The 26670-nt window shown below is 42.0% G+C and carries 34 protein-coding genes and 1 pseudogene; all 35 read right to left on the bottom strand.

What is annotated here, in order from left to right; all coding sequences use genetic code 11:
- Positions 1-187 precede the first annotated feature (187 nt).
- Positions 188-973, bottom strand: coding sequence for a TlyA family RNA methyltransferase (locus PF479_RS17335; protein ID WP_298009229.1), 786 nt, complete (start codon positions 971-973; stop codon positions 188-190).
- Positions 970-1761: a TIGR00282 family metallophosphoesterase gene (locus PF479_RS17330; protein ID WP_298009227.1), complete on the bottom strand. Its 792-nt coding sequence runs from the start codon at positions 1759-1761 to the stop codon at positions 970-972. The genes PF479_RS17335 and PF479_RS17330 overlap by 4 nt, the downstream gene beginning before the upstream one ends.
- Before the next feature lie 10 nt (positions 1762-1771).
- Entirely contained in the window at positions 1772-3301 is a 1530-nt protein-coding gene (gene rny / locus PF479_RS17325) for a ribonuclease Y (RefSeq protein ID WP_298009225.1), read from the bottom strand.
- Positions 3302-3418: 117 nt separating this feature from the next.
- Positions 3419-6775, bottom strand: a complete 3357-nt coding sequence (locus tag PF479_RS17320; protein WP_298009223.1) for a hypothetical protein — start codon at positions 6773-6775, stop codon at positions 3419-3421.
- Between the two features lie 178 nt (positions 6776-6953).
- Positions 6954-7307 (bottom strand): annotated as a pseudogene (gene rplQ, locus PF479_RS17315) (50S ribosomal protein L17); the annotation flags it as partial.
- Between the two features lie 2 nt (positions 7308-7309).
- Positions 7310-8350, bottom strand: coding sequence for a DNA-directed RNA polymerase subunit alpha (locus tag PF479_RS17310; protein WP_298009221.1), 1041 nt, complete (start codon positions 8348-8350; stop codon positions 7310-7312).
- A 77-nt stretch (positions 8351-8427) separates the two neighbouring features.
- Positions 8428-8808 carry a 30S ribosomal protein S11 gene (gene rpsK / locus PF479_RS17305; RefSeq protein ID WP_298009219.1) on the bottom strand — a complete coding sequence of 127 codons (381 nt, stop codon included), beginning with the start codon at positions 8806-8808 and terminating at the stop codon, positions 8428-8430.
- 20 nt (positions 8809-8828) lie between these two features.
- Complete coding sequence (gene rpsM / locus PF479_RS17300; protein ID WP_298009216.1) at positions 8829-9194, bottom strand: 30S ribosomal protein S13; 366 nt, start codon at positions 9192-9194, stop codon at positions 8829-8831.
- Between the two features lie 11 nt (positions 9195-9205).
- Complete coding sequence (rpmJ, locus tag PF479_RS17295) at positions 9206-9319, bottom strand: 50S ribosomal protein L36 (protein ID WP_149486624.1); 114 nt, start codon at positions 9317-9319, stop codon at positions 9206-9208.
- Positions 9320-9329: 10 nt separating this feature from the next.
- Positions 9330-10661, bottom strand: a complete 1332-nt coding sequence (gene secY, locus PF479_RS17290) for a preprotein translocase subunit SecY (RefSeq protein WP_298009212.1) — start codon at positions 10659-10661, stop codon at positions 9330-9332.
- Positions 10662-10671: 10 nt separating this feature from the next.
- A complete protein-coding gene (rplO, locus tag PF479_RS17285) occupies positions 10672-11133 on the bottom strand; it encodes a 50S ribosomal protein L15 (protein ID WP_298009209.1) in 462 nt (153 codons plus the stop codon).
- Positions 11134-11319: a 50S ribosomal protein L30 gene (gene rpmD / locus PF479_RS17280; RefSeq protein WP_298009207.1), complete on the bottom strand. Its 186-nt coding sequence runs from the start codon at positions 11317-11319 to the stop codon at positions 11134-11136.
- A gap of 1 nt (position 11320) precedes the next feature.
- Positions 11321-11827 carry a 30S ribosomal protein S5 gene (gene rpsE / locus PF479_RS17275; RefSeq protein WP_298009205.1) on the bottom strand — a complete coding sequence of 169 codons (507 nt, stop codon included), beginning with the start codon at positions 11825-11827 and terminating at the stop codon, positions 11321-11323.
- A gap of 10 nt (positions 11828-11837) precedes the next feature.
- On the bottom strand, positions 11838-12197 hold the full coding sequence (rplR, locus tag PF479_RS17270) for a 50S ribosomal protein L18 (RefSeq protein WP_298009202.1): 360 nt from the start codon (positions 12195-12197) through the stop codon (positions 11838-11840).
- Positions 12198-12207: 10 nt separating this feature from the next.
- Positions 12208-12744: a 50S ribosomal protein L6 gene (rplF, locus tag PF479_RS17265; protein WP_298009200.1), complete on the bottom strand. Its 537-nt coding sequence runs from the start codon at positions 12742-12744 to the stop codon at positions 12208-12210.
- Positions 12745-12756: 12 nt separating this feature from the next.
- Positions 12757-13155 carry a 30S ribosomal protein S8 gene (gene rpsH, locus PF479_RS17260; protein ID WP_298009198.1) on the bottom strand — a complete coding sequence of 133 codons (399 nt, stop codon included), beginning with the start codon at positions 13153-13155 and terminating at the stop codon, positions 12757-12759.
- Between the two features lie 9 nt (positions 13156-13164).
- Positions 13165-13350: a type Z 30S ribosomal protein S14 gene (locus tag PF479_RS17255; RefSeq protein WP_149486632.1), complete on the bottom strand. Its 186-nt coding sequence runs from the start codon at positions 13348-13350 to the stop codon at positions 13165-13167.
- A gap of 30 nt (positions 13351-13380) precedes the next feature.
- Entirely contained in the window at positions 13381-13932 is a 552-nt protein-coding gene (gene rplE, locus PF479_RS17250) for a 50S ribosomal protein L5 (RefSeq protein ID WP_298009193.1), read from the bottom strand.
- Positions 13932-14249 carry a 50S ribosomal protein L24 gene (gene rplX, locus PF479_RS17245; RefSeq protein WP_298009191.1) on the bottom strand — a complete coding sequence of 106 codons (318 nt, stop codon included), beginning with the start codon at positions 14247-14249 and terminating at the stop codon, positions 13932-13934. The genes rplE and rplX overlap by 1 nt, the downstream gene beginning before the upstream one ends.
- 13 nt (positions 14250-14262) lie before the next feature.
- Positions 14263-14631: a 50S ribosomal protein L14 gene (gene rplN, locus PF479_RS17240; protein WP_298009188.1), complete on the bottom strand. Its 369-nt coding sequence runs from the start codon at positions 14629-14631 to the stop codon at positions 14263-14265.
- Between the two features lie 15 nt (positions 14632-14646).
- Positions 14647-14916 (bottom strand): 30S ribosomal protein S17, encoded by a 270-nt coding sequence (gene rpsQ, locus PF479_RS17235; protein ID WP_298009186.1) that lies wholly within the window; start codon positions 14914-14916, stop codon positions 14647-14649.
- A gap of 8 nt (positions 14917-14924) precedes the next feature.
- A complete protein-coding gene (rpmC, locus tag PF479_RS17230) occupies positions 14925-15125 on the bottom strand; it encodes a 50S ribosomal protein L29 (RefSeq protein WP_298009184.1) in 201 nt (66 codons plus the stop codon).
- 5 nt (positions 15126-15130) lie between these two features.
- A complete protein-coding gene (rplP, locus tag PF479_RS17225) occupies positions 15131-15544 on the bottom strand; it encodes a 50S ribosomal protein L16 (RefSeq protein WP_298009181.1) in 414 nt (137 codons plus the stop codon).
- Positions 15545-15547: 3 nt separating this feature from the next.
- Positions 15548-16249, bottom strand: a complete 702-nt coding sequence (gene rpsC, locus PF479_RS17220) for a 30S ribosomal protein S3 (protein ID WP_298009179.1) — start codon at positions 16247-16249, stop codon at positions 15548-15550.
- Positions 16250-16612 (bottom strand): 50S ribosomal protein L22, encoded by a 363-nt coding sequence (gene rplV, locus PF479_RS17215; RefSeq protein ID WP_298009176.1) that lies wholly within the window; start codon positions 16610-16612, stop codon positions 16250-16252.
- A gap of 7 nt (positions 16613-16619) precedes the next feature.
- Positions 16620-16901, bottom strand: a complete 282-nt coding sequence (gene rpsS, locus PF479_RS17210; RefSeq protein WP_298009173.1) for a 30S ribosomal protein S19 — start codon at positions 16899-16901, stop codon at positions 16620-16622.
- A gap of 9 nt (positions 16902-16910) precedes the next feature.
- Positions 16911-17735 carry a 50S ribosomal protein L2 gene (rplB, locus tag PF479_RS17205; RefSeq protein ID WP_298009170.1) on the bottom strand — a complete coding sequence of 275 codons (825 nt, stop codon included), beginning with the start codon at positions 17733-17735 and terminating at the stop codon, positions 16911-16913.
- 15 nt (positions 17736-17750) lie between these two features.
- A complete protein-coding gene (gene rplW, locus PF479_RS17200) occupies positions 17751-18065 on the bottom strand; it encodes a 50S ribosomal protein L23 (RefSeq protein WP_298009168.1) in 315 nt (104 codons plus the stop codon).
- 8 nt (positions 18066-18073) lie between these two features.
- Entirely contained in the window at positions 18074-18700 is a 627-nt protein-coding gene (rplD, locus tag PF479_RS17195) for a 50S ribosomal protein L4 (protein ID WP_298009165.1), read from the bottom strand.
- A gap of 9 nt (positions 18701-18709) precedes the next feature.
- Positions 18710-19330, bottom strand: a complete 621-nt coding sequence (rplC, locus tag PF479_RS17190) for a 50S ribosomal protein L3 (RefSeq protein WP_298009163.1) — start codon at positions 19328-19330, stop codon at positions 18710-18712.
- 21 nt (positions 19331-19351) lie between these two features.
- Positions 19352-19660 carry a 30S ribosomal protein S10 gene (gene rpsJ / locus PF479_RS17185; RefSeq protein WP_149486646.1) on the bottom strand — a complete coding sequence of 103 codons (309 nt, stop codon included), beginning with the start codon at positions 19658-19660 and terminating at the stop codon, positions 19352-19354.
- A 56-nt stretch (positions 19661-19716) separates the two neighbouring features.
- Positions 19717-20904, bottom strand: a complete 1188-nt coding sequence (gene tuf / locus PF479_RS17180; protein WP_298009158.1) for an elongation factor Tu — start codon at positions 20902-20904, stop codon at positions 19717-19719.
- A gap of 360 nt (positions 20905-21264) precedes the next feature.
- Positions 21265-21735: a 30S ribosomal protein S7 gene (gene rpsG, locus PF479_RS17175; protein WP_298009155.1), complete on the bottom strand. Its 471-nt coding sequence runs from the start codon at positions 21733-21735 to the stop codon at positions 21265-21267.
- 11 nt (positions 21736-21746) lie between these two features.
- Positions 21747-22121, bottom strand: a complete 375-nt coding sequence (gene rpsL, locus PF479_RS17170) for a 30S ribosomal protein S12 (RefSeq protein ID WP_298009153.1) — start codon at positions 22119-22121, stop codon at positions 21747-21749.
- 310 nt (positions 22122-22431) lie between these two features.
- A complete protein-coding gene (rpoC, locus tag PF479_RS17165) occupies positions 22432-26670 on the bottom strand; it encodes a DNA-directed RNA polymerase subunit beta' (protein WP_298009150.1) in 4239 nt (1412 codons plus the stop codon).

Below are 26670 nucleotides of genomic sequence, written 5' to 3'. Positions count from 1 at the left end.
AGAGAGGGTTACGTGCCTCAATTGAAGCAGAGTGGGTATACCTCTACTGAATTTCCCAACATCAAAGATGTTCAGATCCTGATCGAAGGGGTGGTGAGGGAGTATCTGGGGGGTGAAGGTTTTTTTATAGGTGAAGCGCTGAGCCGGGAATCTTTTCAGAACACTCCCTGACATTCATGAAATAAAATCAGGTCCGATTCAAAAAATCCAGTTCCAGATTAGATAGGATTTTTTCCGGATCAAAGGATTGAACCCTTTGTCCTGTTACATCGAACAGCAGTTCCTGATTTCCTTTGCGGCCAGTGACGGGAGACAAGGCCACCTTTTGTACAAAAGCTCCCTCCTGGGCCATTTCCAGTATTACTTTTTTACATATTTCCATAATTTGCCGGTGATCCCGGACAATGCCATCAAAATCTTCATCAGGATCATCCAGTTCAAACTGAGGTTTCATCAGAGCAATAAGCCTTGAATCAACAGTCAGCCCGAGGATATGCGAGGCTGCCGACCTGAGAGATCTGAAAGAAAGATCTGCCACTGCCCAATCGGGTTTTGGGTCCAGCGACTCTACACTCATAATATTGGTTTTTTCCATGACGATGACAGCCGTATTTGTCCTCAGAGAATAATCCAGTTGATTATACCCCACATCCACAGCATACACGGTGGATGCCCCGTTTTGAAGAAGACAATCAGTAAATCCTCCCGTAGATGAACCCGCATCAATAATGATCTTTTCCCTCACAGGCAGATCCCATAGTTTCAAAACCTTTTCAAGCTTAAATCCGCCCCGGGAGACATATTTCTTTTTTCGAAGATCAAGAGCGGCATCCAGGGGAATCAGAGCCTTTGAATCACGGATGACGGCACCGTTGACCAGGGCCTCACCGCAGAGGATGGATGCAAACAACTCTTTTTCAGTATATTCGGGAAAGACCTGACGAAGTTTAACAAGAAGACGAATCTTTTTCATGATTCTGGAAATTGCCTGATCCGATCGATCTGGACTGTCTTACCGTCTTGAATCACAACAGAAAGTCCGCAGATAAGAGCTTCATTATCAATGACTTCCATTTTCAGAGGCAGCTGGGAGAGACTCCGTCGAATGCTCTGTTGAGGATCTGATCCAATGACACTGTCCATAGGACCAACCATTCCAATATCGGTAATGTAACCTGTACCACCGGGGAGGATTCTTTCGTCTGCGGTTTGTATGTGAGTGTGTGTTCCAAAAATGAGGCTCAACTGGCCGTCCAGATAGCAGGCAAGGGCTTCCTTTTCCATTGGATCTTCGGCATGAAAATCCAGGATAAAAACATCCGCCTTTCCTTGAAGCTGCTGAAGAATCTTTTTCCCTGTTTGAAACGGGCACAAGCCATTAAATCCCATCCGTGACCTACCAAGGAGGTTCATGACTGCGACTCTCTGCCTTTTCTTCTCAAGGATACAGAATCCATGCCCTGGAACGCCTGGTGGATAATTAGCAGGCCTGAGAAGACGTTCTTCACTATCAAGGACTGGAAGGATCTCCTTCTTCTGCCAGATGTGATTCCCGCTGGTAATGACATCGGCACCGGAGGTCAACAACCTATGTACATCATCAGGCATCATTCCGAATCCAGATGCGGCATTTTCCCCATTGACGATAATCAGATCGGCTCTTGTTTCTTTTATGAGAGTTTTAAGTCCAAAGAAGAGCGCCCTGCTCCCGGGAGATCCAACAACATCTCCCAGAATAAGGGCGCGTATTTCACTCGCCAAAGTTCACTTCCTATCGGGCGTATTCAACAGCCCGCGTTTCGCGAATAATGGTGACCCGGATGCGTCCGGGATATTTAAGTTCATTTTCAATCTGTTTCGCAATATCCTTAGCCAGGATCTGAGCCTTTGAGTCATCAATTTTATCATTGTTGACCATAATTCTCAGTTCACGTCCTGCCTGAATGGCGAATACTTTTTCAACACCCTCAAAACTCATGGCAATCTTTTCAAGATTTTCCAATCGCTTGATGTAGTTGTCCAAAGTTTCACGCCTTGCACCAGGTCTGGCTGCCGAAATGGCATCTGCCACCTGAACAAGGATTCCTTCTACAGAATTAATTTCCACATCATTATGATGGGCCGCAACTGCGTTGATGATCCGGGGATCTTCATTCATACGTTTACAGAGTTCAGCACCCAGTTCCGCATGATTCACATCGCCATCAGTTTCCAGACCCTTACCAATATCATGGAGAAGAGCGCCTCTCTTGGCAATTTCGGCATCGGCTCCCACTTCGGAAGCAATCATGCCTGCAATAACGGCAACTTCCTTCGAGTGAGACAAAACATTCTGACCATAGCTCGTCCTGAAATGCAGTCTCCCCAATGCCCTGATGCCCTCAGGCCTGACATTGTGAATCCCCAGATCAAAGAGGACTTTTTCACCCTCTTCATAAATGGTTTGACTGATCTCTTTCGTCACCTTCTGAACGACTTCTTCTATCCTTGCGGGATGGATTCTGCCGTCAGCGATCAAACGCTCCAATGCAATTTTTGCAATTACTTTCCTGATCGGATCAAAACAGGAGATCACCACCGCTTCAGGAGTATCATCAATGATGATATCCACACCGGTAAGAGTCTCAAGTGTTCTGATGTTCCGACCTTCACGGCCAATAATCCGCCCTTTCATTTCATCATTGGGCAGACTGACGGAGGTAACGGTAATTTCCGTACTCACATCAGTGGCCAACCTCTGAATTGTCGTGACAACAATATCACGGGCCTTCTTATCAGCAGTAAGATTTGCTTCTTGTTCAATTTTATTAATCAATACCTGGGCATCATGCTTTGCTTCATTTTCCAGACTCTGTATGATTAATTTCTTCGCCTCGTCTTTGGTTAAACCTGAAATTCGTTCTAATTCTGCCTGCCAGCGGACTTCTTCCTCTGCGACATTTTCTTCTCTTTTTACAAGAACCGCTTCCTGTTCGTTTAGGGAAGCCTGACTGCGTTCAAGCGTGGCAGTTTTGTTATCAAGATTATCCTCTTTCTGTTGCACTCGTCTTTCATATTTCTGAATATCGTTCCGTCTGTCCCGGTTTTCTTTTTCCAGTTGACGGCGTTCTTTCATTATCTGATTCTGTGCATCCAGTAAGATTGATTTCTTTTCCTGTTCTGCTTCTTTAACTGCGTCCTGTTTAACTCTTAACGATTTTTGTTCTGAAGAAGAAAGTTGATATCTGGCATAAAGCCATCGTATTGTCCAACCGATTACTATTCCAACGAGGGGAAGAGCTATCTTATATACAAGATCCATATTTCCCCCTAATTTTACAAGATATTATGATTATATAAGTAAAGACCTATTTGTCAAGTCTAAGTATTTGAGTCAAAATCTATAAATCAGCAGGGAATTACAGAAGGGAACTATCCATTATCCAAACAATTCTCCCAGGAGAGATTGAGATGAATCCTTATAGCCAAGGAAGATATATTCAAATCCTTCATTACTGACCAAAGGCATGAAAACCCAGCATTTAAAAAGTCTGAAATCGGGATGTGCAAAACAATGTTCCAGGGAAGAGTGGTCTTTGTTTTTAATGAAAACAATACCCCTCTCACTGGTCAGTTGATTCAGGACTACAGGTATATTTGCAGAAGACAGACTATCAACACCATCTTCATTGATACCGATTGAATGTACTGTGACCAATCTATTATTGACTTTTTTCATGAGGATACCACTAAGAGCCTTGTATTCACGGGTCAAGTCACGAAGGGATTTCAGCAAACCAAGAGATCCAGACCGGTAATGACTCCGAAATTTGTCAAAATCCAAACCTTCTTCGGTCATTTTAAGACTGAAAACCTCATCTCTGATTGAATATTCATCGATATCCAAGTCATCATCACTGATTTGAGGTAGGAGATCTTCGGCAAGGTTTTGAACCAGGCTATCCATTCCCTGCATAAAAGATTCAGAAGTAATCTTGCCATCCAGAATCTCTTCTTCGGATTCACTTTCGGGGAGAACTTCTTTTTCAAATTCAATTCCAGCCTTCTGTAAATATGCGGCAAAATCTATTTTTACGACATCAGCCGGATCTTCAATCTTATCCTGATCTTCCAACTCTTCAAGATCATCACCTTCCTCGAGATCATCCAATTCCTCGATGTCTTCGATATCCTCGAGATCATCCAACTCATCGACGTCTTCCAATTCTATCAGCTCTTCCAACTCATCAAGGTTTTCAAGATTGTCTCTCGGCTCTATCTCATCCGATGGGGAAATATCTAAGCTATCTTTACTTTTCATGCCATCATCCCCTCTCTGATCATGTTCCAGATCAGAAACTATTGCTGATCCATTTGAATTATAATCCATTGAGGAATCAGTTTCACCGTAATAGTCTTTGGAACTGATAGTATCTAACTCTATCAGCCCTTTATCATCAAGAAACTCGGTTTCTTGAGGCTCTTCAATCAAAGCTACTTCAATGCCTACTGATTCAACATTATTTATGCTCTCCATCTGAATATGCTTTTCCCTGATTTTTTCCTGATTGATCGGATATCCACCTGTTAGATCTAAACCGAAAAGAGAAAGATCGTCATGAAAATCCAATTCTATAAGATCCTCTTCCTGCTGATCATCATCATAGGCAACCGGGAGTTTATCCAGATCTTCCATATCGACATTCTCAACTGGCAATTCCTGAACTTCCTCAACAACATTAAGTTCATCAAGAACGGCTTTACCCTCTTGGTTGGCCTCATCCTCATTCAGAAACTGGTTATACCGTATTTCGAGGTTTCGAGAGATTTGATCCACATCCATGGATTCAACTAATCCTCGGATGCTGAAACCACTATTGACCTCATCAAGATCAATCATCATGGAATCCTGAAGATCTGATTCTCCTTTCTCTGCCCTCGAATCCAGATCTTCCAATAATCCGGTAGGCTCGGGTTTAATTGATTCTCCGAGGTCTATAAGTTCTTCGAGGATCTCAGCATCGTCGGTGGATTCAGATTCTTCCGATGAATCAAGGTCTAATGGATTGATATAAGGTTCCAATACAAGGTCAGACTCTTTATCTACTTCTATGAACTCATCATCAGGTTCTTTGAGAGATTCTATTCCATCATTATTATCAACAGCAGCCTCTGGTACTTCATCCAATTCTTCCAGATCATCCAGTTCCTCAACATCATCCAGCTGATCAAGTACTTCAACATCTACCGGTTGTGCCGGGCTTTCAGAAGAAGACTCTTCGTCAAGTTCTTCGAGCTCATCCATCTCCTCGGCATCATCCAACTCATCCAGTTCTTCAACAGCAATGGGCTCTCCCAGATTTCCTGCATCATGAACCTCATCGAGTTCATCGAGTTCATCGAGTTCTTCATCATCAACATCAACAACATCGACAGGTTGCATTTGTCTTATTCCAGTTTTTGGAGCCGATCCCTGAGAAGAAATTTGACTTACATTCTGAACTTCAGCATTCTGAACAGTAAAATGGGCATTACTGAGAGCAGATTTAATCATTTTTTCTAGATCACTTACAGTAAAACTGGGCTCTTCCTTCTGCTCATCTTTCTTGCTGATCAAAACTCTTATGATCTCATCCCAGCTCTTATCCAATAACTGATCAATTTCAGCCAGTTTATTTTTTTTAAATTTACCGGAAAGGTCTTTGAGAAGTTCTTTACGGACTTCATCTTTCCGTGATCTGAGTTCTATTTCATATTTGTCCCAATTCAGCTCATCTTCTGCATCTAGAAGATCTTTGAGAAAGGTCAATTGAAACTTCTTGATTTTCTTTTTAAGTATAAGTTCCTGATTTTGTTTAACATTAAATATCAGAAACAGCATCAAAAACAGAGTAATAAAAAGTGAAAGTAGAAGTAGTATTCGGAATTCATTGTTTAGAACAAGGTCCTGACCGGGGATGACTGCCATAGATAATGATCCATGATTATCCACAGCCTGGATCAGATAATAATCGGAGCCCTCACTATCTGCAGCTTTCTGAATAAAATTCGATTCTCCTGCGAGAGATCTAAAGCGGTTTATATTGTCTCTTAACAGGTCAAATTGGTCTGCTGTAATATTATAGATCAGGATGTCCAGATCCTGAATCTGGACTCTATTGACATCTGAAATTCCACCCTGTCTGTAAAGATAGTTCTGGAGGCCCGATATGGAAAACTCCAGAACAACAGTACCCTTAAACAAACCGTACTGATCCACGGCGGGAAAGGAATATAGAATCCGGCTGCTTGATGGATCATAAATTGTCTGAGGAATGGAATCTTTAGAATCCTCATATTGGATGGGAGCAGTATAATCAGGGCTTTCTTTCCATTGTTTATAGAGTATTCGATTACTGTCTTTTTGTTTAATGTCAGCATCATTAGTGCTATAAAGAATATTCAATTTGTTCTGGTCAATGATTCTTATATACTGAAACCCTGCAAGCTCATCTGACAGTCTGCCAAATAAATTTGAACGATCGACTATGTCGGAACGTTCCTGACTGGGATCATAAACATTTTTTAAATAGCTTAATTCCAGAATACTATTAATGCGTTCTATATTGGCAGCATGATACTGAAGAACAAGTTCATTGTTCTGCGCCAGCCTATCCCTCTGCCCTTCGATCACGCGCTGACTGAAATATTGAGTTTCAATCTGTGTGAAGGCTCCTGTGAAAGCAAAATATGCTAGCGTGCTTATCAGGATTAAAGAGATAAATAAAGCTGTTAGAATCTTATAGATTATTCGCATTTAATTTTGTTTACCCAAAAAAATAAGGAAGATATCGCTCCTTGAGGAGAGAAACCTTCCTTACTAATATCGAAACGAATTAAACTTTACATTAGGGATTCATTAAAAGTAATTTTAACGTCTCTTTCATATATCAAATCCTCAGTCAGGATTCTTTTGTTTTTCTTTACTTATCTGCTTTTTCAACAAGTTCCAGGAGAACCATTTCAGCAGCATCGCCTTTTCTGAATCCCATTTTAAGAATTCTTGTATATCCACCGGGCCTTTCTGTAAAACGGGGTGCAATTTCAGTAAACAATTTGTTCAGAATATCTTTATTAGCAATATTCTTGGCTATGATCCGACGATTATGCACAGAGTCTTCTTTTGCTCTGGTAATCATCTTTTCGGCTGTTTTTCTGATTTCAAGTGCTTTCGCTTTAGTGGTCTGGATTCTCTCGTGTTTAAAGAGAGAAGTGACCATGTTTCTACGAAGAGCTCTTCTATGACTGGCTTTACGGCCGAGCCTATTAAAACCAATTCGGTTATGCATGACTATTCTTCCTTATTATTCTCAAGTTTAATTGTTTTTTTCAAAACACTATAATCAACCATACCTAAAGAGAGATTCCATTCTTTCAGCTTTTCTTTAATTTCCATCAAAGATTTTTTACCAAAATTTCTGGTTTTAGCAATATCCTCTTCAGTTCTTCTGGTTAAATCACCAATTGTTTTGATGTTTGCATTTTTTAGACAATTACTTGAGCGTACTGACAATTCGAGTTCTTCAACAGGAGTGTCTAAAAGAGCTTTAACTCTCTCTTCTTCCTCATCAACTTCATCATCTCCAACCACATCGTCTTCATCAAAATTGATAAAAATAGTGAAATGGTCTTTAGCAATTTTGGCTGACTCTGCAAGAGCGTCCTCAGGTGAAATTGTACCATCGGTCCAGATTTCAAGGATCAATTTGTCATAGTCAGACCTCTGACCGACACGAGTATTCTCAACTTCATACCTTACTTTCCTGATGGGGGAAAAGATTGAATCAATAGGGATTGTCCCTACAACTTCAATATATTTATCATTCAGTTCAGAAGGAACATAGCCTCTTCCAAGGTCTATCTGAATTTCGAATTCGAGATCAGCATTTTCCATCAAGGTACAAATCTTGAGGTCTTTGTTGGTCACTGTGATACCATCTTTTTCAAGATCTGCACCAGTCATGACGCCAATCCCTTTCCACTCAACAAGGATTGTCTTCTCTTCAATGTCTTCAGGAAGGCTTAATTGCAGAGATTTTAAATTGCTTATCAATTCGGGTGTATCTTCAACGACTTCAGGAATGGATTCAAATTCACTGGTTATAACATGAGCATTACCATCTTTATTGTAGCTTGTAATTCTCACTGCTGTTATGGCGTATCCCTGAATAGAAGAAAGCAAAATCCGACGTAATGAATTACCGATTGTTGCTCCATATCCTCTTTCAAAAGGGTAAGCCATAAATTTACCATAACCAGATTCTTGCTCACCATGTTCAAAGGTGATTCCTTTTGGTCGTTTAAATCCCTTCAATAGGTTTTTACGTGCCATTTATGCTCCTTACTACAAATAAGCGAACAACCGGTTTGAAGTATCAAACCGGTATTTGTTCCACCTGCTTTTAGGTATTATACTCTTCTGCTCTTTTTAGGACGGCATCCATTATGAGGAATTGGAGTAATATCCCTGATAGATTTCACCCGAAGACCAAGTCCACCCAAGGATCTGATCGCAGATTCCCGACCGACACCAGGACCTTTAACAAAAACGTTAACTTCCTGAAGCCCAAAATCAAGGGCTCTGTTGGCTGCTGTTTCGGCTGTAGTCTGAGCGGCATAGGGAGTAGATTTTTTAGCACCCTTAAAACCCAGGGATCCAGCACTACTCCATGCAACTGCATTTCCCTTCAAGTCAGTAATGGTTACGATAGTATTATTGAAGGTAGCCTGAATATAAACATTACCCTCAAATATATTTTTCTTTTCTTTCTTTTTCTTTGTCTTAGCCAATTTTTAAACCTCCAACCGTTCTATTTCTTTTTCTTAGCAACGGTTTTGACCTTCCCCTTACGGGTTCGGGCATTAGTTTTGGTTCTCTGTCCGTTAACGGGCAGACTTCTTCTATGGCGAAGACCCCGGTAACATCCGATATCCATTAGTCGTTTGATATTCAAAGCAACCTCAGATCTCAGACGACCCTCAACCTTATATTCACTTTCGATCAATTTTCTCAGCTCATTGACTTCTTCACCTGAGAGTTCATTGATTCGTTTTTCTGGATCTACACCTGTCTTTGCACAGATTTCTTTAGCAGAGGTTCTACCTATACCGAAGATATATGTCAATGCAATATCTGCATGCTTGTTGGGCAGATCAATACCTGCAATACGAGCCACTTATGGACCTCCTACTTCTGTCTCTGTTTGTGCTTAGGGTTTTCACATATGATTCTCAGGACACCACGTCTTCTGATAACCTTACATTTATCACAAATAGGTTTAACACTTGCTCTAACCTTCATAATATACCTCTCAAAGATTCCTTGTTTTAAGTTTCCCTCGTTTCACGAGTCCATCATGGTGATGCATCTTAAGATGGCCCTCAATCTGACTCATTGTGTCAAGGTCAACACCGACCATAATCAACAACGAAGTACCTCCCATCAAGTAGGCAACCTGCTGTGGGAATCCAAACAGGTTAATGATAAAGGAAGGAATCAAAGCTATCAATGCCAGGAACATTGATCCGGGAAGTACAATACGGTTGAGTATCTTTGTCAGATACCCTTCCATGTTTTCCGACCGGATTCCCGGGATTGAACCGCCATTCTCTCTTATTTGCCTAGCAATTTCAATAGGATTCATAGAAACCTGGGTATAAAAGTAAGCAAAAAAGATAATTAACAGTGCATATAAAACCAGATAAGGTCCACCATTAGGCCTGAGCCAACTGGCAACCTGTGACCAAGCTTTACTAGTGCTTCCGAGTGTACCAGCTATCTGAAGGGGGAATGTCAGAATAGAGGAAGCAAAGATAACGGGGATTACACCGCTGGGGTTGATCTTGATGGGTATATAGGTGTTCTGTGCACCATAAATCCTCCGACCAACTACTCTCTTCGCATAATTCACAGGGATTTTTCTCTGCCCTTGTTGTTCGTAAATCACCAGCATAATGATACCCACAAACATCAATAGAGCGAAAATTACAAATACAGGGTTTAGATTTCCACTACGGATTTCTTTACCCAAAATGCTGAATGCACCAGGCATTCTAGCTACAATACCGGCAAAAATCAGTAATGAAATACCATTACCAATTCCTTTGGCATTGATCTGCTCACCAATCCACATCAGGAACATGGTACCGGTTGTTACAGTTAACATGGCAACAACGGTATACTTCCACCCAAACATGGACGGGATGATAGCATCAGGGATTCTGCTGGCATATACGGTTACAGCATAAGACTGAATGATACATACAACTACAGTTCCGTAACGAATCAGTTTCTGAACTTTCTTTTTACCGCCATCTTCCTCGGCAATTTTCTTTAAACGAGGAAACACAAGCAGCAGAAGCTGCATGATAATGGACATGGAAATATAGGGCATTATACCAAGCATAAAGATAGAGAAGTTTTTAAAGGCTCCTCCAGCAAAAAAGTCAAGATATTCTGTAATTCCCATTGCCGAACCGCTTGATGCCTGATTCTGAAAATAGAGCCTGAGTGCAGAAGCATCAATGCCCGGTATGGGCAGGATTGCGCCTAATCTGAATACTATCAGCATTCCCAGAGTAAAAAAGATCTTCATCCTGAGCTCTTTTACTTTAAACATGTCGTAGAGTGGATTACCAGCCATAAATTACCAACTATTCCTGATTTGGATTTTTAACTACTTTTCCACCGGCTTTCTCAATCTTTTCAACTGCACCAGCGGAAACTTTTTCAATTTGGACGTCAAGCTTTTTACTCAGCTCACCATTTCCAAGTATTTTTATACTCTTCTCGGATTTTTTGATCAGGCCTTTTTCCAGCAGCGTTTTCATTGAAACAATTTCGCCGTCACTGTAATTCTTTTCCAATAGGAACAGATTCACAGGAACAGCAGTCTTCTTGAACATATAGTTCGAGAAACCTCTTGCTGCCACTCTTCTATACAGAGGCATCTGCCCACCCTCAAATCCAGGGCGAACATTGCCACCGGATCGGGAGTTCTGACCTTTGTGACCTCGACCGGATGTTTTACCAGTACCGGCACCATGCCCTCTTCCGAGAACTTTTTTCTTTCTGTTAGCACCCTGAGGGGCTTTAAGTACAAAAATGTTATTCATCTATTCCATCTCCTCTACTTCAACGAGGTGTGAAATGGACTGAACCATACCGAGAACAGAAGGGTTAACCTCTTTCTCAACAACAGAATTGAGCTTACCAAGACCAAGGGCCTTGACTGTTTTCCTCTGTTGGGGCTTGCGGCCTATTGTACTGCGTACAAGTTTAACACGAATTTTCTTAGCCATATTAACCCCACAGTTCACTTATGTTCTTACCACGACCGCTTGCAACGGCTTTAGCATCGAACAGATTATCCAGACCGTTGAAAACGCTCTTAACGATATTCATGGTATTCTTGGAGCCAAGAGACTTGGACAGAATATCATGAATGCCTGCAGCTTCCATTACCGCACGAACAGGACCACCAGCAATAATACCAGTACCGGGTGCAGCAGGTTTCAGTAATACAGAAGCACTTTTGAACTCACCCAGAATCTCATGGGGAATTGTATTCTTCTTGAGAGGAATGGTTCTGAGGTTACCCTTAGCCTTTTCAACACTCTTTCTGATTGCTTCAGCTACATCATTAGCTTTACCGAATCCAAAACCAACGCGGCCTTTACCATCACCGACAACCATCAGTGCGGAGAAAGACATTTTTCGTCCACCTTTTACAGCTTTTGAAACACGATTCAGCTTGATTAACTTTTCGGTAAATTCTTTTTCTTCTCTGTTTCTTTTTTCATACGCCATAGTTTACCTCTTAAAACTGAATGCCTTCGGCTCTGGCTGCTTCAGCAATTGCTTTAACAATACCATGGTACATAAAACCGTTACGGTCAAATACTATTGCATTGATTCCTACTGCTTTCATTCTTTCGCCGATGACCTTACCAAGCTGAGCTCCACCTTCGACGTTAACTTTAATTGCAGTAAGATCTTTTTCCAGTGTAGAGGCACTGACGATGGTGTGACCCTTAACGTCATCAATTACCTGGAGATTAAGATTTTTGTTGCTTTTAAAAACAGTCAGTCTGGGCCTATCAGCAGTTCCGGATATTTTTTTCCGAACATGTTTTTTTCTCTGCAACCGTTTAGCTTGCTTTTCTTTAATTCTATCCATAATTTACAACCTATTTAACACCAGACTTACCGACTTTACGTCTGACATGTTCTGTTTCGTATTTAATCCCCTTACCTTTATAAGGTTCGGGAGGTCTAAGTCCACGGATTTCACTGGCAACAAGTCCTACTAGTTCCTTGGATATACCAGAAACAGTAACCTTATTACCCTCTGAAGTAACGCTCACCCCTTCGGGAAGAACATATTCGATCTGGGTTGAAAATCCCAGGTTCAGAAAAAGACTTTTACCTCTGCTTTCTGCCCTGTAACCAACTCCATTGATAACAAGAGATTTTGAAAATCCAGTGGAAACACCTTCTACCATGTTTTCCAACAGTTTTCGGTAAAGGCCATGCATTGACTTGGCTCTTTTGGTATCATCTCTTCTGCTGACTATAGCCGAATCACCCTTGAGTTCAAAGCTGACTTCAGGCTCGTAAGCCTGGGTCAATTCACCCTTGGCTCCTTTAACGGTCAGTATATTGTCTTTTACAGCAACAGTGACACCCTTAGGGACTGATACTGGTTTTAAACCTATACGAGACATTAATTCTCCCCCTTACCAGACCTTACAGATGATCTCACCACCGACTTTCCCGACAGTGGCTTTCTTGCCAGTTGTCACTCCAGTTGAAGTAGAAACAATCACTGTACCGAATCCATTTAATACACGGGGAATATCCTTGTAACCTGTATAAACCCGTCTACCGGGAGTAGATACAGATTGGATTCCATGAATAATTGGATTTTCCTGATCATCATATTTCAAAAAGACACGAATAACACTCTCGTCATCCTGAGTCACTTTTTTGAAATTCTTGACGAAACCTTCATTCTTCAGAATTTTAATAATTTCCAGCTTGAGCTTGGAAGGAACAATATCGACCTTCTCAAATTTAGCCCTGCTGGCATTTCTAATCTTTGTGAGCATATCCGCTACAGGATCTGAAACACTCATAATACTCTCCTACCAGCTCGATTTCGTAACGCCGGGAATCATACCTTCGTTAGCAAGTTTTCGAAAACAGATTCTACACATCTCAAACTTCCTCATATATCCACGAGGTCTCCCACAAATACGACATCTGTTGTATTCACGAGTACTGAATTTCTGCTTTCTATTACACTTAACGATCATAGATTTTTTTGCCATCTATAAACTCCTATCCTTAGGCCTAAGGGCCTATTTCCTGAAAGGCATACCGAATTTGGCAAGAAGTGTTCTTGCTTCGTCATCAGTTTTAGCCGTAGTTACAATGGCTACGTTCAGACCGTTAATCTGCTCAATCTTATCGTAGTCAATTTCCGGAAAAATGATCTGCTCTGTAATTCCCAGAGAATAATTACCTCTACCGTCAAAAGCCTTGGGATTAACTCCTCTAAAGTCTTTTACACGGGGGAGAGAAATATTGATCAGACGGTCGAGAAACTCGTACATCTTAATCACTCTTAGAGTTACTTTAGCACCAATTTCCTGACCTTCACGAACCTTAAAGTTCGCAATAGATCTCCTTGCCTTGGTTTTCATGACTTTCTGACCGGTAATCAGTGTCAATTCTTCCACTGCAGATTCAAGAAGCTTTTTGTTGGTAATTGCTTCACCAACACCCATGCTTACAACAATCTTTTCAACTTTGGGAATCTGCATTTTGGACTTATAGCCAAACTCAGTAAATAATTCCTGAGCGATTTTTTCTGAATAAACAGTTTTTAATCTAGGTTTATTTGCCGCCATTATAAAGCTTCCCCGCATTTCTTGCAAATTCTTACTTTACTATCTCCGTCAACTTTAATGCTGATCCTGGTTGGACCGCATTTCTTACAGAGAACCTGTACATTTGAGAGATCTATGGCAGCCTCAATTTCAATGATATTGCCTTTGTCGCCCTGAGCCTTAGGTTTTACAGTCTTTTTGACCATGTTCAAACCTTCAATTATTGCTCGGCCGGTACCTCTCTGGATCTTAAGTACGCGTCCGGTCTTACCACTGTCTTTGCCAGCAATAATCTTTACCTGATCGCCCTTTTTAATCTTATATTTCACTTCAGCCATCTTTCATACTCCCCTAAAGAACTTCAGGTGCCAGGGATACAATTTTCATAAAATCAGCATCTCTGAGTTCTCTTGCAACGGGCCCGAAAATACGCTTTCCAACGGGAGCGCTTTTATCATCTATAATAACACAGGCGTTGTCATCGAATCTGATGTAAGTACCATCTGATCTTCTGTACTCTTTGTGTGTTCTTACGATAACAGCTTTCCTGACATCTCCCTTCTTTATGGGAGCATGAGGAATCGCATCTTTTACTGCAACTACAATGATATCGCCAACAGTGGCATATCTTCTATGACTTCCGCCGAGAACCTTGATACACATAACTTTTTTAGCACCAGAGTTGTCAGCAACATTCAAATATGTATTATCCTGAATCATTTATACCCTCCAGCGCTACACTGCTCTCTCAAGGATTTCCTGAAGAGACCAGCATTTATCTTTACTGACAGGCCTGCATTCTTGAATGCGGACTTTGTCACCAATATGAGCATCATTCTTTTCATCATGTGCTTTATATTTTACCGAACTGGTAACGTACTTTTTGTACAAAGGATGGAGTTTCTTAGTTGTAATCTGCACAACGACTGTTTTATCCATCTTGTCACTGACGACCACGCCGGTGAAGACTTTCTTTCCTGTCTTCTTGGATGTCTCTTTTTCCATGACTTACCTTACACCTTTCTGATTCCGAGATCAAACTCGTTAATCATTGTGTTCAAACGAGCAATGCTTCTTCTCAGATTTCTTTTATCCATCCGATTTTCTACATGTCCCAGAACCATATCAAATCTCATTTTCTGCAGCTTTTTGCTTAGATCGTCCTTTTTGGCGATCAGCTCTTCAACCGACAGGTCATTGAAACGCTCTTTCATGACTATTACGCCTCCTTATAGACGAACTTAGTTTTAATAGGCAGCTTGCTTCCTGCAAGGATCATAGCCTTATGAGCCAGATCTTTCTCAACTCCGCCGATTTCAAACATTACAGTTCCAGGTTTAACTTCAGCAACCCATTTTTCAGGGTTACCCTTACCTTTTCCCATTCGGGTTTCAGCAGGTTTCTTGGTATAAGGGATATCCGGGAAGATTCGTATCCAGACTTTCCCACCTCTCTTGATGTGACGTGTCATCGCCACACGAGCTGCTTCAATCTGTCTAGCACTAATCCACTTGTTATCCATAGCAACCAGTCCACATTCACCGAAGGCAATAGTGTTCCCTCTAGTGGCATTCCCTTTAAGAGGTCCGCCTCTCATTCGTTTTCTATATTTCGTTTTCTTTGGACTCAGCATCTCTTAGCTCCTTGAAGCCTTGTCTCTCTGGTTTCTACTCACCAGAAGTCCGGCATCATCTTTCTGTTCATGACCGTAAACTTCGCCTTTAAAAATCCAGACTTTGATACCGATAACACCAAAGGTTGTATTTGCTTCTGCAAAACCATAATCAATATCAGCTCTCAAGGTGTGCAGAGGAATACGTCCCTCTTTTACTTCTTGAGTTCTGGCCATCTCAGCACCGCCGAGTCTTCCAGAAACCTTGATTTTGACTCCTTTAACTCCAGCTTTCATAGAGTTAGATGCAGTCATCTTAAGAACTCTTCTGAAAGCGACACGGCCTTTCAGCTGACGGGCAATATTCAAAGCAACAATCTGTGCGTTAGCCTCAGGCTTCTTCACTTCTTTGATTTTTACCTGTATTTTCTTATCAGTCATCTTTTGCAGTCGCTGGCCGATCTTTTCAATGTTGGCACCCTTGGTACCAATAATCACACCAGGTCTTGCAGTATAGATCATCATGGTAATTCTCTGAGGCTGTCTGATAATTTCAACATCACCAATCTCAGCACCGCGAGCTTCAGGACTGTCCATAAGGGCTTTCCTGAGGGCCAGATCTTCATGCAGTGAATCAGCATAATCTCTGGGGTCAACATACCATTTTGACTTCCAAGTTTTATTTATTCCCAGTCTGAGACCGTAAGGATTTACTTTCTGTCCCATTTATTCCCCCGTACTTCCTAATTCATCTACTACTACAGAAATATGTGAAGATCTTTTAAGCAGTCTATCTGCTTTTCCTCTTGAACGAGGCCACATTCTCTTCTGAATGGGACCACCGTCAATTAACAGTTCTTTGATATAAAGGGCATCTTCATCAAGCATGTTGTTCTGGTGCAATGCATTAGCAGCTGCAGACATGACAACTTTCTTTAAAAGTTTAGCTCCTTTATTCGGCAGATTCTCAAGAATCGCAACTGCTTCAGAATAAGGTTTCCTTCTAATATTATCAGCAATAGGTCTGATTTTAGTGGGAGACATTGGCAAATTCTTAGCTATCGCTTTGTAACCTTTCTTTGCTTCCATCACTCACCTACCTTTTCGATTTCTTATCGGAACCAGCATGTCCACGGAACATTCTGGTTGGAGAAAACTCACCAAGTTTATGACCAACAAGGTTTTCTGTTACATATACAGGAATCCATGTTTTGCCATTGTAAACCGAAACTGTCAAACCGACCATTTCTGGAATAATTGTGGAGGTTCTGCTGAAAGTTTTTATCATAGCCTTCTTGGAACCGGACTTATTCTGTTCAATAACCTTTTTAAACAAGCTTTTGGCAATAAACGGTCCCTTTTTAATTGATCTAGACACGTTTTACTCCTATTTCCGTCTCTTAACAATAAAATTGTCAGAGTTTTTATGTTTCTTTCTTGTCTTGAAACCTTTGGTCGGTTTTCCCCAGGGGGAAACAGGATGACGTCCACCGGAAGTCTTACCTTCACCACCACCATGGGGGTGATCAACGGGGTTCATAACAACACCACGAACTTTGGGTCTTTTACCCATCCATCTAGAACGACCGGCTTTTCCGATTTTCACATTCATGTGATCTTCGTTGCCGATTTCTCCAATAGTTGCAATACACTTGCTGAAAACGAGGCGCATTTCACCGGAAGGCATCTTAATGGTTACATAATCACCTTCCTTAGCTGCGATAAGAGCACCACTACCGGCTGTTCTTACCATCTGAGCACCACGACCAAGTTGCAATTCAATACAGTGAACAACACGACCTACCGGAATATTTTCCAGAGGAAGACAATTTCCCACTTCAATGGGTGAATTAGGACCGCTTAAAAGCACAGTTCCAACTTCAACACCCTTGGGAGCAACAATATAACGTTTTTCACCATCAGCATAATGCAGCAGAGCGATATTGGCTGATCTGTTCGGATCGTATTCGATCTGAGCAACCTTACCAGGAATATCAAACTTATTTCGTCTGAAATCTATCTCTCTGTACTTTCTTTTGTGGCCACCACCACGGCGGCGAACACTAATCCATCCTCCAGCTCCACGACCGGCTTTTGAAGATTTACCAGAAGAGAGTGATTTCTCAGGCTGACTTCGGGTGAGACCCTCAAAAGTCAAACTCTGTCTAAATCTCTGGGACGGTGTTCTAGGATTATACTTTTTTATACCCACAGAATTACTCCTACCTTACACGCCTTCAAAAGCATCGATTTTCTCACCTGCGGCAAGTGTCACAATTGCTTTTTTCCAGGACGAAGTCTTACCATAACCTCTTATGAAGCTGGCAGCGGAAATAGGAACATTCGCTTTCTTCTTTCCACGAACATTCACTATATTACAGCTAACAGGATTCACAGAAAAGATATCTTTTACTGCTTCAATTACCTGGATCTTATTTACTTTCTTATCAACCTTAAAGACATATTTCTTTGTTTCACCATCACGGAGAAAGTTAGATTTTTCTGTCAATACAGGTTCTATAATTACTTTATAGGCATCCATACTCAACCTCATACACCATAAAATTCGTTCAGCTTTGAAACGGCGCCTTCCAACATCAATACATTCTTACCATAAAACAGAGTGTGTGCACTCAGCCTGTTGTAAGAAAGGAATCTAACATTTGGAAGATTACGACCTGCCTGTCTGATCAATTTGTCATCATCCTTAAGAACAACAACTGTTTTATCATCATTTACCAAAGCTTTCAAAATGGCTTTAAAATCTTTGGTTTTTCCGGTATCAACCGTGAAATCTTCTACAATTCTAAATGTATTCTCATCCTGAGCTTTCAGAGTGAGTATGGATTTCATAGCTAACTGCTTTACTTTCTTGGGAAGAGAATAGCTGTAGTCTCTCGGCTTAGGACCGAATACGACACTACCACCAACCCAAACAGGAGATCTTCTTCGACCGGCTCTCGCCCGTCCAGTTCCCTTCTGCCTCCAAGGTTTCGCTGTTGTTCCTCTCACTTCACTACGAGTGAGAGTACTGGCTGTTCCAACTCTTTTGTTAGCAAGCTCATTTTTGATAGCATTGTAAATAGAGCCATCACTAATTTCACGAGCGAATACTGAATCTTCAAGAGTTATTGTCCGCAGCTCTTTTCCATCAATTGAAAAGACTTTTCTGTCCATAATAATCCTCTATTTCTTCTTGGCTTTACGTACTAAGACAACACTATCTTTCGTACCGGGCACAGCACCCTTGACCAATACTACTTTCTTTTCAGCATCTACTTTTACTACTTCCAGATTCTGAATAGTTTTACGTTCACCACCCATTCGTCCGGCCATTTTCGTACCCTTAATTACTTTCGAAGGGTATGCTGCCATACCAGTAGAACCACCGACTCTGTGGAATTTTGAACCGTGCGTTGCACGTCCTCCACTAAAATTATGCCGTTTCATTACACCCTGGAAACCTTTCCCCTTAGATGTTCCGATAACGTCAACGAAGGAAAACTCTTCTAACAGTTCAACACCGAAAGAATCGCCAACATTACATTCTCTCTCAAAGTCCCGTAGTTCCATTACATGTTTCTTAGGGGTAGTATCGTCTTTAAACTGTCCCGCATAAGGTTTGCTAACATGGCTGGATTTCATCTCTACCGCCCCAAGAACTACCGCGCTATAGCCGTCACTTTCAACAGTTCTATTGGCTACGACAACATTAGGCTCTACTTTAATAACGGTAACAGGAGTGAGCTTCCCTTCGGAATCAAACACCTGTGTCATTCCAGCTTTCTTGCCAATTAAACCAATCATCTAATACCTCAACATTCTTACTTACTGCTTGATCTCTACATCCACTCCAGCAGGTAGCTCGAGCTTCATGAGAGCGTCCATAACAGCAGAGGTTGGCTCTAAAATATCTATAAGTCTTTTATGCGTTCTCATTTCAAACTGCTCTCTAGACTTCTTATTTACAAAAGTTGACTTCAATACAGTAAATTTATTAATTCGTGTAGGCAGAGGGATCGGCCCAGAAACTTTGCTTCCCTGTTTCTGAACGGCCTGCACTATGGCCTTTGCACTCTGGTCAATCAACTCAACGTCAAATCCTCTTAATCTAACGCGTATTCGTTCCTTACCCATTAATCCTCCAGAAAATCGCCCTGCGGTAAAAAACAGGGCGATACTTTCAATTACTCTTATGTTAAGATCTCAATAATCTGACCTGAAGCCACGGTTCTTCCACCCTCACGGATAGAAAATCTCAGTCCACTATCCATTGCGATGGGGTGGATCAATTCAGCATTGATTTCTGTATTGTCACCAGGCATTACCATCTGTTTCTCTTCGGGAAGAGTTACTGTTCCTGTAATGTCGGTAGTTCTGAAATAGAACTGTGGCCTGTAACCGGAGAAGAATGGATTATGACGGCCACCTTCTTCTTTTGTCAGACAGTACAGAGTAGCTTTGAACTTTGTATGAGGTTTAATTGAACCGGGTTTACAAAGAACCTGTCCTCTCTGAACATTGTTTTTATCAATACCACGAAGAAGAGTACCGATGTTATCACCAGCCTGACCTTCTTCAAGAAGTTTATTGAACATTTCAACGCCTGTACAAGTTGTTGTCTGATTATCTCTAATTCCAACGATCTCAATTTGATCACCAATCTTCAGAACACCCTTTTCAATACGGCCAGTTACAACAGTACCACGGCCTGAAATTGAAAAAACGTCTTCAATGGGCATCAGGAAGGGCTGATCAATAGCTCGCTCAGGAAGAGGAAAATAAGAGTCCATAGCATCCAGGAGTTCCTGAACACAGGCAGTCTTCTCACCGTCTTCGATGTTTGACATGGCATCAAAAGCAGATCCCTTAATGATGGGAGTATCATCTCCGGGAAAACCATACTCATCAAGAAGTTCGCGGATTTCCATTTCTACCAGATCGACCAATTCGGGATCAGCAAGGTCTAATTTGTTCATAAAAACAATAAGTTTTGGAACTCCAACCTGCTTTGCCAAAAGGATATGCTCTCTGGTCTGGGGCTCAGGCCCAGAGTCAGCAGCTACAAGAAGAACAGCACCGTCCATCTGAGCAGCACCGGTAATCATGTTTTTGATGTAGTCAGCATGGCCTGGACAGTCAACGTGAGCATAATGTCGTGCATCTGTTTCGTACTCTACGTGCCTTGTATTGATAGTGATACCACGCTCTTTTTCTTCGGGCGCGTTGTCAATATCATCATAGCTCATGACCTTACTTCCACTTTTAGAAGCACAATAATTTGAAATTGCTGCTGTAAGAGTGGTTTTACCGTGGTCAACATGACCAATAGTACCAACATTGATATGCGGTTTGGTTCGTTTAAATTTTTCTTTAGCCATTTCTACCTCCTAGGCTCTTTTAAAAAACGCTTTTTCGGACACCTCTAATCGGGTATCAGCGTGATACTAGCAAAAACAGCTACCACACGACAACATCCAAACAAAAGAAAAGATCCAAAACATGACAGATTTTTTTCACTAAAGAACAGAACTAAGGAGAGATAACCTTATATGTCGGTACAACAACTCTTCCATCCACCTATTTATTTTATAAACGGTTTAGATCACAGGAAGACAAGCAGCTCAAACGCTGATTATCGCACAAAACCTCTGTCACAGTAGCGGCCTTCAATTTAAACAAACGGAAGGCATTCCGTCGAGGGGCTTACTGCCAACAGCAGTAAACCTAGTATCACAAACTCACCACTTATAGTGGGAGAATGCCTTATTTGCCTCAGCCATTCTATGAGTATCTTCCTTCTTCTTAAAGGCAGTACCGGTAGAATTAGATGCATCCATGATTTCAGCACTGAGTTTTTCACTCATGCTTCTACCACTTCTTTTTCTTGCTGCAGCGATCAACCATCTCATAGCAAGTGCATCTCTTCTGGAGTCCCTGATTTCAACAGGAACCTGATAAGTAGATCCACCAACACGTCTTGATTTTACTTCGACAGCAGGTCTAATATTTTCGAGCGCTTTCAAAAATGCCTGCAGCTCATCTTCACTACCCTTTTCTTTAACAATACCCAAAGCTCCATAAATACAGGCAGCACTGGTAGATTTTTTACCATCAACCATCATTCTCTTGATAAATTTTTCTAAGGTTGTATTGTTATATTTTGAATCGGGCATTACCGGTCTAACCGGCGCCTCACGTCTTCTTGCCATAATTTCCTACCTCACGCCTTTGGTCGCTTGGTACCATACTTAGATCTGGACTTTCTTCTACCATCCACACCAAGAGTATCTTTAGTACCACGAATAATTCTATACCGTACACCGGGAAGGTCTTTCACCTTTCCACCACGTAGAACAACCACAGAGTGTTCCTGGAGATTGTGACCAATACCAGGAATATAAGCAGTCACTTCAATACCATTGGTCAAACGAACCCTGGCAACTTTTCGAAGCGCTGAGTTAGGTTTCTTAGGTGTTATGGTCATAACCCTTGTACAAACTCCTCTTTTCTGAGGACAAGCCTGAAGGGCGGGGGCTTTGGTCTTTTTAATTAAAGACTTCCGTCCATTTCTGACTAATTGATTTATTGTAGGCATTTATACTACATTCTCCCGTTAACAAATTGAATTAAATGCATAGGGACTCTAACAATTCTAAAACTTAGAGTCAAGCATAATTTAGATATATATGGAATTTTCCCAAAAAAGCGATACACTTCGCATTTTCAAAAAAATTATATCGGAAAGACCAGCATAATCTCTCCGGTAAAAACTGTGGTATTTCTACCATATTTCTCATAAGAATCAACTTAAATAAGGATTTGGTTCAGTGTTTAGGCACTGAGCAGCGAAGCTTGCAAATTGCAAGTGAGCTGCTCAGTAACGACAACACCGGGCCAAAGACTATTTAAGATTCGGCTTTCTCATCGTAAGATTCATCAAAAGGCTCACGATTCAAACTGGCGAGCTCCTGCTCTTTCTTCCTGTTTTCAAGAATCATCTGAACATGGGAATCCAGGTCCTGACTATCCTTATTAAACAACTTCATATTTCTGTACTTCTTCATTCCAGTACCGGCAGGAATGATATGTCCTATAACAACATTCTCTTTCAGGCCTCTTAAATGGTCAACCTGTCCGGCAATGGCTGCATTGGTCAGCACTCTTGTCGTTTCCTGAAATGACGCAGCAGATATCCAGGAGTCAATATTCAGAGAGGCTCTGGTGATACCAAGGAGCAGGGGTTTGGCAACTGAAGATTCCCCCCCTTCTCTTTTGACTCGTTCATTCTCCCTGCGGAAGTTGTACTTATCAATCTGCTGTCCATAGATAAAATGAGTATCACCAACATCGATAATCTCAATTTTTCTCATCATCTGACGAATGATAACACCAATATGTTTATCATTAATATTAACACCCTGCATTCTGTAAACTTCCTGGACTTCATCTACAAGGAACTGCTGCAGTGCATTTTCCCCCAAAAGATCCAGTATATCATGCGGGTCTTTTGCCCCTTCACACAGAGACTCTCCTGCTTCTACCAGGTCACCGTCTCTAACGAGAAGGTGCTTACCCATAGGGACCAGATGTTTATACTCGTTGTCATAAGGATCAACCACTGTGAGGACACGTTTACCCTTGACTATTCCGTCAAATCGAACTTTACCGTTAATTCCGGACATAACCGTGGCTTCTTTGGGTTTTCTGGCTTCGAAAAGTTCACCAACCCTGGGAAGTCCCCCGGTAATATCCTGAGTTTTTGTAGATTCTTTCAGCATCTTAGCCAGGGTGCGTCCAGCCTTGACTTCCAGGCCGTCTTCGACGTTCAGATAGGCATTTCCCGGGATATAATAACTTCCAACTTCCTCTCCATCGGGACCGATCATAAGAATACGGGGCTGGAGGGACTCGAGAGAAAAATCTGTAATTTTCTTTTCAATGTTTCCAGTATCTTCGTTTACTTCTTCTCTTAGAGTGGTACCGATAATGATATCTTCAAAACGGATTTTTCCATCCTGCTCGGCAATAATCGGATCACTAAAGGGGTCGAAGTAGGCTAATGCATCTTCTGCCGGAACAACCTGTCCAACAACGACCTGCACTGTAGAACCATTTCTGATGACCAACTTCTGATCCTGAGCCACCAAGAGCAGATGCTTTCCGACTATGGCGATAAATGCAATTTCATTCGCGAAAACTTCTTCGCCCTTCACCTTGAGAATCACTTCGCCCTTAATAACCTTCTGTCCATCCTCAACAAGAACTTCAACATCTTTTTTCAAGTCAAACGAGTCAAGAACCTTGGCAACAAAGAGGGAACCTCTTCTGGTAAAGAGTTTGGTACCGTTATCCATATCGACATGTGTACCGTTGATCTCTCGAACAAGAACAGGGTAGCGCAGGGAGACTCTGTTATCCTCGGCAATGGTACTTGCAGTACCACCAACATGGAAGGTTCTCATTGTCAGCTGCGTACCGGGTTGTCCGATAGACTGTGCCGCAATGATACCGACAGCCTCACCTATATTCACAGTTTTCTTTGTAGAAAGGTCCCGGCCATAGCACTTACGACAGACACCATGTTTAGCCTCACAGGTCAAAACGGTTCTGACCTTTACGTTTTCAACTCCGACTTCTTCAACGGCACGGGCAATTTCATCAGTAATCTCTTCATTAACATCAATGATGACTTCACCTGTGATAGGGTGCTTCACTCGTTCAAGAGTAAAACGTCCCTGGATTCTGTCAGCTAGAGATTCAACGATTTCTTCACCGTCTTTAAGAGCATGGGTTTCAATACCGTTGATGGTACCGCAGTCTTCTTCATTGACAACCATGTCCTGAGCGATGTCTACGAGACGTCTGGTCAGGTAACCTGCATCCGCCGTCTTAAGAGCGGTGTCGGCCAGTCCCTTCCGGGCACCGTTTGTCGAGATAAAAAACTCGATGACCGACAGGCCTTCTTTAAAGTTTGAACGGATAGGCAGTTCGATGATGTCTCCCGAAGGTTTTGCCATCAAACCACGCATACCGGCCAGCTGTCTAATCTGATTTCTGGAACCTCTCGCTCCCGAGTCGGCCATCATAAATACGTTATTAAAACCACCCTGATCTTTCTTCAGGTTATCCATCATTACGTTGGTTAATTCTTCATTGGTCTTACTCCAGACCTCAACAACACGGTTATACCGTTCTTCCTGAGTAATATGTCCGGAAAGGTACTGGTTCTGGATTTTCAGGACTTCCTCATTGGCTGCATCAATCAGCTCTTTCTTGTTTTCGGGGATAATAATATCATCCATTCCAATTGAAGCACCGAATTTTGTTGCATATTTGTAGCCCGTATCTTTAATGATATCCAGCATCAAAACAGTGGTGAAAGCCCCATGTATTTCATGGGTTTTTTCGATCAGTGTTCTGATCTGTTTATCACCAAGTGTCTGATTGACAAAGAGCACCTTCTTTGGAAGAAGTTCATTAAAGATAACCCTTCCCGGTGTTGTTTCAACAAACTCACCATCCAGACGAACTTTGATCATCGCCTGATAAGCCACAGACCGGGAGTCAAGAGCCATAATGACTTCTTCTGCACAGGAGAAGTATCGTCCTTCACCCTTGGCACCGGGCCTGTTCTTGGTCAGGTGATACAGCCCCAGAACCATGTCCTGCGAGGGGAATACAACGGGCTGGCCGTTGGCGGGGTTCATAAGATTTGTGTCTGAAAGCATGAGGGTCCAGCACTCGATCTGAGCCGCATGGGTCAGAGGAACGTGAACAGCCATCTGGTCACCGTCAAAGTCCGCATTAAAAGCATGACAGACAAGAGGATGCAGTCGAATGGCTTTTCCTTCTACCAGAACCGGTTCAAAAGCCTGTATTCCTAATCTGTGAAGCGTAGGAGCACGGTTCAAAAGGACAGGATGTTCTTTAACAACTTCATCCAGAACGGCCCAGACTTCAGGAGTTTCCTGCTCAACAAGAGTTTTGGCTTTCTTGATGTTATAGACGATATCCTTGTCTACCAATTTCTTCATGATGAAAGGCTTATAAAGCTCTAGAGCCATCTTAGAAGGAAGACCACACTGGTGCAGTTTCAGATTAGGTCCTACAACAATAACGGAACGACCTGAATAGTCGACACGTTTTCCGAGGAGGTTCTGTCTGAAACGTCCCTGCTTTCCTTTGAGAAGATCAGAGAGAGACTTGAGGGGCCTGTTAGAGGCACCCTTGACTACTTTCTTCTTTTTGGAGTTGTCAAAAAGGGCATCTACAGCTTCCTGGAGCATCCGTTTTTCATTCCGGATGATGATATCAGGTGCGTTCAATGCCATCAGTCTTTTAAGACGGTTATTTCTATTGATGACTCTTCTGTAGAGATCATTCAGGTCAGAAGTAGCAAAACGGCCTCCGTCCAACTGAACCATGGGTCTCAGTTCGGGGGGTATTACCGGTATGACATCCAGAATCATCCATTCAGATCTGTTTCCCGAATCCCGGAAGTTCTCAACAATTTCAATCCTTTTCAGGAGTCTCTTATCGGCCTTTGGTCCTTTTTCGACCATTTTTGCACGGAGCTCTACAGAGAGGGCATCCAGATCCATTCCTTCAAGAAGACTTCGGACGGCTTCGGCACCGATTCCGGCAGTAAAGGACATACCGTAACGGTCTTGAGCCTCCATAAACTCCTCTTCAGAAAGGAGCTGCATCTTCTTGAGGTCTGTATCGCCCGCTTCAACCACCACATATTTTTCATAGTAGAGGATGGAACGGAGTGCTGCTATGGACAAATCCAGAAGCAGGCCCATTCGAGAAGGAACTGATCGGTAGTACCAGATATGCGAAACGGGAGAAGCCAGTTCAATATGACCCATGCGTTCACGCCGGACCTTGAAATGAGTAACTTCAACACCACAGCGGTCACAAATAACACCCTTGTAACGGATGGATTTGAATTTACCGCAATAACATTCCCACTCTTTCGTAGTACCGAAAATACGTTCACAAAACAGACCGTCTTTTTCTGGACGAAGGGTTCTGTAATTGATAGTTTCGGGCTTTTTGACCTCTCCATAAGACCAGGCTCTGATCTGTTCCGGAGATGCCAACTTTATCATCAGACTGTCAAAATCTTGTATTTCTTTCAC

It is taken from the genome of Oceanispirochaeta sp., assembly GCF_027859075.1.
Taxonomy (GTDB): domain Bacteria; phylum Spirochaetota; class Spirochaetia; order DSM-2461; family DSM-2461; genus Oceanispirochaeta.
This window is presented reverse-complemented; position numbering and strand designations above follow the sequence as displayed.